This is a genomic window from Pedobacter sp. CFBP9032 (assembly GCF_034045265.1).
Classification (GTDB): domain Bacteria; phylum Bacteroidota; class Bacteroidia; order Sphingobacteriales; family Sphingobacteriaceae; genus Pedobacter.
On sequence record NZ_JAXCWE010000005.1, the window covers coordinates 301,583 to 314,210 of the forward strand.

Here is a 12,628-nt window from a genome sequence, read left to right on the forward strand (position 1 = left end):
TCTTAAAAATATCTTGGCGTTAACATTCTTACTTTTTTAGGTTTGATATAGAAGCCTATCGATATTTCATGCGTACCGCCGCTATAACCTTGTAATTTACTTAAGCTGTAATCGAAAGCATAACCCAAACGAAGTTGTGGTGTGGCGAAAATTTCTGTCATGGCCACTACAGAATTCTTTTTATCGAGATCTTTCTGTAAGTAATCCTTACTATACAATTTTACGCCGGTTCGGTAACTTCCCCCAAGCCAAATTCGCTCACTCAATAAAACAAAAGCATTCAAATCCAAACTGGTTGGCCCGCCCCTATCATCTTTTAATAAAAATGATGGTTTCAATAAGATATCAGTACTTAATGGCAAAAGCATACCTGCTGTTAAATAGTAATGAGGCTTTGGCGTTGGGAAACTGATACTCATATTGCGATCTTCCAAAATGTACTGTGCAATAAGGTTATCTACACTAAAACCAGCATAAAAACGGTTATCAGCATAAAAAACACCTGCTCTTGCATCAGGAGCAATTTGTTTTTCTGTGCCCAAAGGGATAAACTGGTCGCCCCGATCCAGGGGATCGAGCATATCGCCATTTAATCCTGCCTGAATCACACCCAGACCCAATCCAAAGGCTAAGCGAGAACTTCCATCTGCATTCATTCTAATGCGATACGCATAGTTTGCATAGGCTGAAATTGTATTTTGTGCACCCAATTTATCCGAAGCCAACTGCAAGGCCAAGCCCACATTGCCATCATTTGCACTGGCATCTACAGCCAAACTCATACTGGTTGGCGAACCAGTGATCCCAGTCCATTGGTTGCGGTAAAAACTATGTAAATTGGTTTGTTCCTTATAACCTGCATAAGCTGGGTTTATGTAAATCCCGTTGAACATATATTGACTGTATTGAGCATCTTGCTGGCTCCTTGCAATTTGTGCAAGGGCCAAAAGCGCCAATATGATTATTCCTTTTTTCATCTTTGACTGTTTTTCGGATTAATTATTTTTTAATAGTGTGATGTATCCCTTAAAGGCTTGCCAGTTGCCACTTCTATCTTTTACTTTTAATAAATAGTAGTACGTACCTGCATTTAAGCCTTCACCAGTCCAATTATCTTGGTACGAGCCATTGCTATGGAAAACCTCATTACCCCATCTGTTGAAAATAACCATGGTATTTTCTGGATAAAGCGCCAGTCCACCAATACGAAACGTATCATTTTTACCATCGCCATTTGGCGTAATTACATTAGGAATTTTGAAATCCAATACTTCTTTAGTATCGGTTGCCGTATTGTTGCTCAATACTGGATCTACCTCATTGCCTTTTACCGTAATGGTATTGACTACTGTCCCTGCCTTGTCTGCTTTAACCGTCAAAGTCAATGTTACAGTAGCACCAGGCTGTAAGGTTCCGATGTTCCAATTCATGGTTCTCATACCCGATTGATAATCTGCAGTACCAGCTGAGGTTTGATTAGACACGTAACTGATTTCCGAAGGAAGAACGTCGGTGGCTACAACACCATTGGCTACGAACAAACTATTGTTCTTCACTTGGATGGTATATTTGAACTCATAGCCTACTCCAACTGGAGCAGTTTCCGATTTTTTGGTAATGCTTAAATCGATCCTGAATATTGGCTCCACAAACGGAGATGGGATACAAGTTGGGCAAGTGGGATCTGGGTTGGAGATCACATCCGGTGTTGGATCTGGTGTGGTTGAAGTTACTGCCACCAAATTTCTAAAGGTTGCTGTATAGTTAAGAGGGGTTAAAACCGAAACCTCATAAGTTAATACCGCACCATTTGGCATATTTGAAATGGTTTCGTTAATATTTCCACTACCTCTTGCATTTGAGGGCGTTACACCTATGCCTGCTGCAGACCATGATTTAATTGATGTGCCAGTTGGTGCATTATCAATAATGTTAACTGTCTTGGCATCACTTGGGCCATTGTTACTTACCTTAACGATATATTTCACCTCATCACCCGGATAATATTTGGTTTGAGTAGGATCTTTAAGCGTTTTTACCGTAACCAAATTTGCCAATGGATCTGGCGTATCGGTGTCAGTTGCAATATTATTACCAGTATTTGGATCAGTTGATCCTGCTGGTAATGCTGCAGTCGCTGTGTTTACCAAATTGCCAGTGAAACCTGACGATACATTTACCGTAACCGTATACACTATGTTTGCACCATTTGCCAAATTGGTAATCGTGTTGTTTAATGCACCTATACCAGTTGTTCCGTTTCCACTCCAGCTCATCTGCGCAGCAGTGATTCCGGCAGGTAAAGCATCTGTAACCACAACATTTGCTGCATTACTCGGCCCATTATTGGTAACCGTAATTGTGTAAACCACTGGCTGACCAGGCGTAAACATTGTTTTATTATCTGTTTTACTTATAGCGATATCAGCTATTGGAGTTGGACTATTGGTATCCGTTGCCGTGTTGTTTTCAGGATTTGGATCGGTAATTCCAGCTGGCAAAGTAACGGTAGCAATATTTATCAGGTTCCCTGCAAAAGCTGCAGATGGATTTACGGTAACCGTATAAACCATTTCAACTCCGTTGGCCAAATTGGCAATCGTGTTGTTTAATGCCCCAGTTCCAGTTGCTCCGTTACCACTCCAGCTCATTTGCGTAGCCGTGATTCCTGCCGGCAAAGCATCTGTAACCACAACATTAGCTACATTACTCGGACCGTTGTTGGTAACCGTAACCGTGTAAACTACTGGCTGACCAGGCGTGAATGTTGTTTTATTATCTGTTTTGGTGATTGCAATATCTGCAGCTAACAACGGTGTGTTAGTATCAGTTGCCGTATTGTTATCAGGATTTGCATCTGGCGTTGGCGAAGTTGCAATTGCTGTGTTTACCAAATTACCAGAGAAACCTGATGGTACATTTACGGTAACTGTATAAACCATTTCAGCTCCGTTGGCCAAATTGGCAATCGTGTTGTTTAATACACCTGTTACGGTTGCTCCGTTTCCACTCCAGCTCATTTGCGAAGCTGTAATTCCTGCTGGCAAAGCGTCTGTAACCACAATGTTATCTGCATTACTAGGGCCATTGTTGGTAACCGTAACAGTGTAAACTACCGCTTGACCAGGCGTGAATATTGTTTTGTTATCTGTTTTGGTGATTGCAATATCAGCTGATGATAATTGCGTATTGGTATCAGTTGCCGTATTGTTGGCAGGCTCTGAATCGGCAGTTTTTGAAGCTACAGTTGCCGTATTAACTAGATCGCCAGTGAAACTTGATGGTACATTTACAGTAACCGTATAAACCATTTCAGCTCCATTAGCCAAGTTGGTAATCGTATTGTTTAATGCACCTGTTCCCGTTGCTCCGTTTCCGCTCCAGCTCATCTGCTCAGTAGTAATCCCGGCAGGCAAAGCATCTGTAACCATTACATCCAACGCATCTATTGGACCATTATTTTTGACTATTACCGTATAAATAACTGGTTGCCCAGGCGTAAATGTCGTTTTGTTGTCTGTTTTAGTGATTGCAACATCAGTAGCACAATCTTTAAATGTTGGTGTTACCATCAAACGGTCAAAGCTTTCGCAACCTGCAACCGTTTGTGTGGCATAGTAGGCTTGGCCATTTGTTAATGTTGTTGTTAATGGTAATGCGGTGGTGCTTGTTGCATCTGGATACCATTTGATAGCTGTTCCTGTAGTTAAAATATCAGCTAAAGTATAAGTTACACCCGCTTTGTTACAAAACTCCTGAGTGGCTACACCTGTTGGTGCAACAGTTTGACTAAAACTGATGGCAATGATTGCATCATCAACTAAATTACAAAAACCATTTACGGTATATTTGAATTGGAAAGGCCCTATGGTTGGATCTATCCCTGTTGGATCGAAAATATTGCCATTCAATTTCCCTGTGGTATTTACCTCTGTCCAAACACCGTTTGATTGAGCTGTAGCTGAAAGTAAATTATCTAAATTGATACCAACAACTGGGCGTGAGTAGCATAGCGTAGTGGCTACATCTGTTCCTGCGTTAGGGCTTTCATCTTTAATTTCAATATCATAAATTTCATCAACACAGTTTTTGTAGGTTATTTTAACAGAATAATTTCCAGCATCGGCAGGAACAGTAAACGTGGCAAACTTTAGCTCAAAAGTTTGCGTGCCAGTTAAGTTTCCACCATCTACTAATGGAACTCCATTTTTAGACCATTGGTAAGTATAACCCGGAACAGCGTTAACGATTAATGAACCAGCGTTTCCAGGACAAAGCCCGCTTTTACGTATATTAGGATTTGAGATTGAATAAGTAGAAAAAGTGGTATTTGCTGTGGCACAGTTATCTTTTACCAAAATCGTATAAACACCCTCTGACAAATTATTAAACTCGCTTGAAGCTTGAAACACAACCGGACTTATATCCTCACCGTTTTTAGCGCTTATTGCATATTGTAATGCACCAGTACCCACAGCATTTACATTTACATTAAATGGAGTTGACGCCGCATTGGCTTTACAACGATACCCGAAAGGAGGAGAAATTTTTGGACCATTGTTATTTATAGTAACTTTACCTATTACATTATCACATTGTGTGCTGGGGCTTCTATTTACAAACATGATTACATCGTAGGTTCCGTTAGGAATATCAGTAAATAATGTACTCGCTTGATAAGGAATCGGATTGTCAGCACCTGCTGGCAAGGACACATCTCTTAAACGGAATGAAAAACCATTTGAACTATATATAGACGGAACCGGAACATCAGCACCGCCTTGAAGCCAACTGTATTTAATATCAACATTGGAAGCATTACATGTGCTAACTGTTGGGGTTAAAATTGCATCAGTCAAACGTATACCTCCACCAACTGCGTTAACAGTGATGACATCAACATCACATCCCATTGTTATGCTAAATACATAACGTCCTTCTCTAATTTGTCCTGCTGTAAATGAATATAAGTTATTGTCTCCGGCAAACGTATATCCTGGAGCCCAATTACCTGAGGTATATGGCGATTCAATCACTCGAATATTATCAATACGTCTATTTCCAGGAATATTTTCTGTACCAAATTGTGGCACCCAGTTTCCTGGCCCACATGCTGGATAAACATTAACAAAAGCTTTTTGTCCGGTACCAGAGCCTGTTGAATTCACTTGACCAGTTACCGTTCTTCCGCATGCATCGGTTATTGAAACGTTATATTGCTGATTGGGTTCTAAGCCTGTAACCGTACCGAGCCAGTCATCTGCTTCTACAACCGAACCCGCACCACCGCCACCTACTTTTTCGTAACTTATTGTAATTGGATAAAGCATAACAGGCCTTCTATCATTAGAACGTGGCCTTGCAAAAGCTGTCATATCCCATTTAAAACCTGAAGATGGTGGACAAATTGCTTTTAAGCTTAGTTCATTTGTTTTTGTCCATTGTCCGTTAACAACATCGCCACATGCATCTGTTAACTTTGCATTTATCCTTAAAGGCAATGATGGAAGTGCATTTGTTAAAGTTACAGCATGAGTTAATGTCGGATTAGCTCCTGGAACTGTAGTTCCCTGAAAAACTGTGGTTTGAGTACCTACCAGCACATTATTACTATCATACAAATCTGTTTTAATAGTAAATGGATATTTTACTGATTGATTACCAATTGCCGAAAAACCATATCGTACTAGAATACTGTTGCAACTCTGATATTCAATTAGTGGGTAAACTGATAAATATCGAGGTAGTACATCAACAGTGGCTGTAATGGTTACGTATTCATTACAGGTATTGTAAACCTGTATCTGATAAGTACCCGCAGGCATATTATCAAAAACATTACTACTTTGCTGATATGGCAATGTCTGGTTATATGCAGCTGGTGCCGAAGTTACAACATATTTATTCCCTGAAACACCTTGAGTAACGTTAACAGTAATTTTACCAGTGCCAGTAGCACATGGTGCGCTTGCAACAGTAGATGATGCCAATATCGGCTTGTAAGTATTAATTAATGTAGTGGTTGCTGTAGCCTCTTCTACTTTTGCATTTCCTTCTGCTTCTGTTGTTACATAAGCAGTTACATGATAAGTATCTGCCACTAAGCCAGAAACAGGCATTGTAGTAGTAATTAAGGAATTAGGGGCACCGTCTCTTGTCAACTTATAAGTAACCGTGGCACCTTGCGGTGCTCCACTTACAGTGGCATTTATGGTACCATTACTCGTACAAGTTTCGTCGGTTTTGGTCAGGCTAATTGAAATTGCCCGATTGGTTTTCAAATTCCTTAAAGCATTCTTTTTAGCATTTTGGCTAAAAGGCTTTGCTGCATTAGCTAATCTACTCGTTTCAGATCTCTTAATTGGAACGTTCTCTGTAGCGTTAGCCAAAAACCCACTCACAATTAATAGTACAAGAAAAACATAGCGTACAAATTGTTTCATATTCGTTTTATTTAATGTGACTGCATTCTCGGATAGATGGGGAAAGCGATTTTGATCCACTTGGTTGATTGAGAATACGATAGTACAAATGTGTTTTAAAATGAAAAGCACTTAGCCTCCCAAAAAAGTGAAAACGATACCCCAAATTTGGGGTGTTTATAATGCCTCATTATTGGTAATTTCGTGTATCAATCTCACTGTTATAACGCCTTTTCTTCATGCTTTGTAAACCGTTTAGAATAGCCATTGTATTGCTATGCTGTTTTTTTAACCAAGCACAAGCACAGCTTAGTAATTCGCTCTATAAAGCGCTTCCAGATTCGCTGAAACCAAAAAACAGGAATGCACTAAGTATTAAAGAGGCTTCGGATTTATTGAATAAAAGTGCCTTTTTTGATGCTAAATATGATGAGGCTTTTAGGCTTGCTGCTATTGGTTTAAAAGAAAAGCTTGGTAAAACCAATAAAAAGAGAGAGAAAATTCTGGGCTTTTATTCTTTAGCTATCTATGATTTTAACCAGGTTAAACAGCCTGCTGTTGTTCATGAAAGTTTGAACCAGGTTTTTAGCTTAATTGGAAATAATCCATCTGGTTATGAAAAAGAAATATTTAATTCCCTAATCGTTTCGGCTTCACTTTTTTTACAAGAACAAAATTTCAACTACGAGAAGGCAATAAATGCTGTTAATTCAGCTTTAAAATTAAAAAACCGATTGAAAGATAAAAGAGTAGTCCCGAATGCTTACAAAGTACTTGCTAATATTTATCGAAAGCTTAACTTACCTGATAGTTCAATTTCTAATTTGAAGAAAGCAGATGATTTTTCGATCAAAACATCCGAGCATTATTTAAAATTTGATCAACATTATATTAAAATAACCATTGCTACTTCATATCTGATTAAATATTTCGAAAGCGGAAACCCTGCAGAACTAAAAGAGGCGATATCTTTTTTGACAAGTGTTGATCGCTCAAAATTAAATGGCAAATTACTTTCTGAATATTTGGAGACGCAAGCTTACATCTGTTATGCTCAAAAGAATTACAAACGTACTTTAGCATATGCAAATGAAGCATTAGCGGTGAACTTTAACGCAAAAGATGCAAATGTTAATAAGTTAAGAAAAACTGCCATTAAAGGATTGGCGCTAATTAAGTTAAATAAAAATAGAAAAGGTTTATCACTTTTAATAGCCTCGCAAAAAAAACCAGAATTGTATTTCTACAGCACACTTATTCTTCAAGAGCTTTACAAAACATACGAACGTTTAGGAGATTATAAAAATGCAAATTTTTGGCTTATGAATTATATTGACTATGAAAAGAAAGTAAATTTGATCAAATATCGTGGCGTTGTTCTATTCGCGAATGAAAAATTTTTATGGGCGGAAAAGGAAAATACCATCGAAGGCCTGAAACAAGAAGCCAAGTTTAAAAAACGCCAAAACGAGTTTATCATATTTGGTGGTTTAGGTTTAATCATTTTAATTTTAATATTCTTTTTTTACCGCTTTAGGGTGAATAAAATTCAGGAAAAAAGTAAAGAAACACTTTATGCACAAAAAATATTGTTAATGAATGAACAGATTATGCAACAAGATATTAAAATTAAGGCCGAATGTATTGAAGCTGCATTATCAGAAAGGATAACGATTGGCAAAAACCTGCATGATAATTTGAGCGGCAGCTTAATTGCTTTAAAATACCTTGTTAACGATAAAAGAAAAAAATCAACATCGGATAGAGAGCTCAGCACCCTAAATATAATTGAAGAAGAAATTGACAGTATTTATACCGAAACTAGAAACTTTAGTCATCTATTAAGTAAAAGCCCTGTTGAAGAGAAAGATTTTATCTATGATATCAATACTTATTTGGCAAAAATCAAAAATCGCTTTAAAGATTTGAATTTGATTGAGTTGATAACTGATTATGATGAATCGTTAATTGAAACAATGTTATCACCCAAACTTTCGGAGAATATCTATTATTTTATAAAAGAATGTTTATCCAACATCATCAAGCACTCTGAAGCAAGCAAAGCATTTATCAACATTAAATTCGACCTTAAAAATTGCATAGTTAATGTTAGCGATAACGGAAAAGGATTTGGAGAATTAAATAATAGTGATGGTATTGGCTTAAAAAACTACATCTCCAGAGTTGAAAATTTAGGTGGCAAAATCCTCATCAAAAGCAACAAGAACGGAACCAATTTGACGGCATTAATTCCTTTAGCAGACAGCAAGACATTAAGATTAAAGGCCTAACTAATTGAAGCCCTGCAATTGTTTACTATAAAATTGAATGGCTTCAAAATCCATATTAAAACTTAAGGCAGTATCTTTTGCGGCTTAATTCAGCATTATTTGTTGTAAAATTTTAAGTTGCATCGACGATAAAATCGGCTTTTCAATTTCATCAAAAGGTAGAATTGAGTTTGACCGTGAGCGATATTTGCATTTACATGCTCAAGCGCTTCCGCCGAAATACCTTTAGATAAAAAGGCGTTTGCATCTAAATCAAAACTTTTATCGAAAAGATTTTTATCGATGCTAGAAGTAAACACGGATATTTTTAGTTCAGCCATTGATTTGATGCTTCGTTTTTTCCAAAACCGCCAAGCCACTACATTGGGCAAAAACAAATCCAATATTAAACATAAGCGTTTTCATTTGGTAAAGTTTTTGAAAAATCTTCCCATTAGGATAAAGTGAAACTATTTTAACGGCGTAAATTTAAGCCAAAGCTTTTCAAGAAAACTTTAAATTAAAGGATGATCATCTACAACATCAATATGCATTTTCCCAGTTTTCTTTTGAGCTATTGGGGTTTAACTTTATGGAATTTATAAAAATTTAGAGCAATAGAATAGGCGGTTCCATGTAATCAGGATTTAGATGATTTTTTACAAAGAAACGTAGCAAAAAAATCATCGTATTTCACTACCTTTGCGGCTCAAAATTCACAGTAAATGAGTCAGTCAATTAAGATTAAAAACGCTTTAATTTCAGTATATTATAAAGATGGTTTAGCGCCATTGGTAAAATTGTTAGCCGCCCAGGGGGTTCAATTATTCTCTACCGGTGGAACAGAACAATTTATTAAAGATTTAAATTTACCAGTTACAGCTGTTGAAGATCTAACTGGCTACCCATCAATTTTAGGTGGTCGCGTAAAAACATTACACCCAAAAGTATTCGGTGGAATTTTAAATCGCAGGGCGTTAACCGGCGATCAGGAACAAATTGCTGAATACGAGATTCCGGAAATAGACCTCGTTATTGTTGATTTATATCCCTTCGAAGAAACCGTAAAAGCAGGTGGAACACCAGAAGAAATCATCGAGAAAATTGATATCGGTGGCATTTCTTTAATTCGTGCAGCAGCCAAAAACTTTAACGACGTGGTGATTATCGCCTCAAAAAACGATTACCCAACTTTACAAACGCAACTGGAAGAACAAAATGGTGAAACCACTTTAGCACAACGTAAATCTTATGCTAAAACTGCTTTCCATACTTCATCTCATTATGATACCGCCATCTTCAACTATTTTAATGAAGAAGAGCCTCTTGATGTTTTTAAACAAAGCGTTACACAAGCAAAAACACTTCGTTACGGTGAAAACCCACACCAGGGTGCCGTGTTTTACGGCGATTTAGATGCCATGTTTACTAAACTTAACGGGAAAGAACTTTCCTATAATAACCTGGTAGATGTTGATGCGGCTGTGGCCTTAATCGATGAATTTGAAGATCCAACATTTGCCATCTTAAAACACACCAATGCTTGTGGCATTGCTTCCCGCCCAACGGTAAAACAAGCCTGGCTTGATGCATTGGCTTGCGATCCGGTTTCTGCTTTTGGCGGTGTTTTAATTACCAATGTGGAGGTAGATTTAGCCACTGCTGAAGAAATTAACAACTTATTTTTCGAAGTGCTGATTGCACCTGCTTACCAGCCAGAAGCGGTAGAATTATTCAGCAAAAAGAAAAACCGCGTAATTTTACAACGCAACGAAGTTGAATTGAGCAAAAAACAATTCAAAACCTTACTAAACGGTGTAATTGAGCAGGATAAAGATTTAATTATCGAGGGCCCGGCGCAAATGACTACTGTTACCGAAAAGGCGCCAACCGAACAAGAATTAAAAGACTTATATTTCGCTAATAAAATTGTGAAACATACTAAATCCAATACCATTGTTTTAGTAAAGAACGATGTACTAATTGCAAGCGGTGTTGGTCAAACCTCACGAGTGGATGCTTTAAGACAAGCGATCGACAAAGCAGCTTCATTCGGATTCAGTGTAGCTGGTTGTGCAATGGCATCGGATGCCTTCTTCCCTTTCCCGGATTGTGTTGAAATTGCTGCCGAAGCTGGAATTACTGCTGTGTTACAACCAGGTGGATCAATTAAAGACGCAGACTCCGTAGCAAAAGCAAACGAAAAAGGAATTGCAATGGTAACTACAGGTGTTAGACACTTTAAACATTAGTTTAGTTGGTTAGTTGTTTAGATGGTTAGTTGTTTAGGCGGTTGAGATTTAAAAACAAAAGCCCTAAAAGACAAAAAAGTTAATTAGGTTGGACATGCAAAATTAAACCACCTATAAATTCAGCGAACTAAAAAACCAAGCAACTAAAAAACCAACAATCTAATTGACTAAACAATAAAAAACCTATTTTTACATTAGGAATAGTATAGATTTAACAATTAAAGAAAATATAACTCATACATGGGATTATTCAATTGGTTTACGCAGGAAGTAGCCATCGATTTAGGTACTGCGAATACCCTGATTATACATAACGATAAAGTGGTAGTGGATGAACCATCTATTGTCGCTTTCGATCGTACGACAAACAAAGTTATTGCTATTGGCCGACAGGCGATGCAAATGGAGGGTAAAACCCACGATAATATTAAAACCGTTCGTCCGCTAAAAGATGGTGTAATTGCCGATTTCAACGCTGCTGAAGCGATGATAAAAGGAATGATCCGGATGTTAAATGGTGGTAAAGGCTGGATGTTTCCATCTTTACGAATGGTAATCTGTATTCCATCGGGTATTACGGAAGTAGAAAAACGTGCCGTGCGTGACTCTGCTGAAATTGCCGGAGCAAAAGAAGTTTACTTAATTCATGAGCCAATGGCGGCAGCTGTAGGTATTGGGATCGACGTAGAAGAACCAATGGGTAACATGATTATCGATATAGGCGGTGGTACTACAGAAATTGCCGTTATCGCCCTGTCTGGTATTGTTTGCGATCAATCTATCCGCGTTGCGGGAGATAACTTCGACTCTGATATTGTAAACTATATCCGTCGCCAGCACAACATTATGATTGGTGACCGTACTGCAGAGAAAATCAAAATTGAAGTAGGTGCTGCTTTACCTGAATTACAGGATGCACCTGCAGATTTCGCCGTTCAGGGTCGTGATTTAATGACTGGTGTGCCAAAACAAATCACCGTTTCTTATACAGAGATAGCGCACTGCTTAGATAAATCGATCTCTAAAATTGAAGAAGCAATTCTTAAAGCATTAGAGATTACCCCTCCGGAGCTTTCTGCAGATATTTACCAGACTGGTATTTATTTAACTGGTGGTGGAGCGTTATTAAGAGGCTTGGATAAACGTGTGGCTGCAAAAACGAAATTACCAGTACACGTTGCCGAAGATCCACTTCGTGCCGTAGTTCGTGGGACAGGTATCGCCTTGAAAAACATTGGTGGCTATAAATTCTTAATGCAATAAGCACATTTACGAATGTAGATTTTAGATTGACGATTGATGAATAGCGAGACGTTAAAAATTAGAACCAAGGCGTATTCTATCTCAATAGGAAAGTTAATCAATTCTTTACCTTACAATATTTTAAATAAAAATTATTCAAATCAACTGGTTCGATGCTCAAGCTCTGTAGGTGCAAACTACAGGGCAGCATGTAGAGCCAAATCTACAGCTGACTTTTTGAATAAACTAAAAATTGTAGAAGAAGAATTAGATGAATCGATGTTTTTTCTTGAGTTGTTGGAAGAATTTAACCCTGATTTGAAAGTAGAGATGCTTAAAAACTGGAAAGAAGGAAATGAATTACTTTCAATTATAGTTTCTTCCATTATTACTATCAGAAAAAACGAACAAAATCGTAAAACATCTTAAATCTGGGTTGGAA

General features: G+C 37.8%; 7 protein-coding genes. 4 read left to right on the top strand and 3 right to left on the bottom strand.

Annotated elements, in window-relative coordinates; genetic code table 11:
• Nucleotides 1–2: 2 nt before the first annotated feature.
• Together SOM16_RS12020 and SOM16_RS12025 are read right to left on the bottom strand one after the other, a co-directional pair.
• A complete protein-coding gene (locus SOM16_RS12020) occupies nt 3–977 on the bottom strand; it encodes a type IX secretion system membrane protein PorP/SprF (RefSeq protein ID WP_320464244.1) in 975 nt (324 codons plus the stop codon).
• An 18-nt stretch (nt 978–995) separates the two neighbouring features.
• The gene (locus SOM16_RS12025) at nt 996–6,443 is read right to left on the bottom strand and encodes a gliding motility-associated C-terminal domain-containing protein (RefSeq protein WP_320464245.1); all 5,448 of its coding nucleotides are present in this window, start codon (nt 6,441–6,443) and stop codon (nt 996–998) included.
• A 218-nt stretch (nt 6,444–6,661) separates the two neighbouring features.
• Here SOM16_RS12025 and SOM16_RS12030 point away from each other — a divergent pair, with 218 nt between their 5' ends.
• Complete coding sequence (locus SOM16_RS12030; protein ID WP_320464246.1) at nt 6,662–8,713, top strand: tetratricopeptide repeat-containing sensor histidine kinase; 2,052 nt, start codon at nt 6,662–6,664, stop codon at nt 8,711–8,713.
• 95 nt (nt 8,714–8,808) lie between these two features.
• Here the strand turns inward: SOM16_RS12030 and SOM16_RS12035 are convergent, their stop codons facing one another.
• Complete coding sequence (locus SOM16_RS12035) at nt 8,809–9,033, bottom strand: hypothetical protein (protein WP_320464247.1); 225 nt, start codon at nt 9,031–9,033, stop codon at nt 8,809–8,811.
• A gap of 384 nt (nt 9,034–9,417) precedes the next feature.
• Between SOM16_RS12035 and purH the strand changes: the two genes are divergently transcribed.
• From purH to SOM16_RS12050, 3 genes are all read left to right on the top strand, one after another.
• The gene (purH, locus tag SOM16_RS12040) at nt 9,418–10,944 is read left to right on the top strand and encodes a bifunctional phosphoribosylaminoimidazolecarboxamide formyltransferase/IMP cyclohydrolase (RefSeq protein WP_320464248.1); all 1,527 of its coding nucleotides are present in this window, start codon (nt 9,418–9,420) and stop codon (nt 10,942–10,944) included.
• Nucleotides 10,945–11,184: 240 nt separating this feature from the next.
• Entirely contained in the window at nt 11,185–12,207 is a 1,023-nt protein-coding gene (locus SOM16_RS12045) for a rod shape-determining protein (RefSeq protein ID WP_010601761.1), read from the top strand.
• 36 nt (nt 12,208–12,243) lie between these two features.
• Nucleotides 12,244–12,615, top strand: coding sequence for a four helix bundle protein (locus SOM16_RS12050; RefSeq protein ID WP_320464345.1), 372 nt, complete (start codon nt 12,244–12,246; stop codon nt 12,613–12,615).
• Nucleotides 12,616–12,628 lie beyond the last annotated feature (13 nt).

Bases quoted from the DNA above. Each gene is read 5' to 3' on its own strand.
- purH (WP_320464248.1), top strand. From the start codon at position 9,418: ATGAGTCAGTCAATTAAGATTAAAAACGCTTTAATTTCAGTATATTAT.
- SOM16_RS12035 (WP_320464247.1), bottom strand. From the start codon at position 9,033: ATGGCTGAACTAAAAATATCCGTGTTTACTTCTAGCATCGATAAAAAT.
- SOM16_RS12050 (WP_320464345.1), top strand. From the start codon at position 12,244: ATGAATAGCGAGACGTTAAAAATTAGAACCAAGGCGTATTCTATCTCA.
- SOM16_RS12025 (WP_320464245.1), bottom strand. From the start codon at position 6,443: ATGAAACAATTTGTACGCTATGTTTTTCTTGTACTATTAATTGTGAGT.
- SOM16_RS12030 (WP_320464246.1), top strand. From the start codon at position 6,662: ATGCTTTGTAAACCGTTTAGAATAGCCATTGTATTGCTATGCTGTTTT.
- SOM16_RS12045 (WP_010601761.1), top strand. From the start codon at position 11,185: ATGGGATTATTCAATTGGTTTACGCAGGAAGTAGCCATCGATTTAGGT.
- SOM16_RS12020 (WP_320464244.1), bottom strand. From the start codon at position 977: ATGAAAAAAGGAATAATCATATTGGCGCTTTTGGCCCTTGCACAAATT.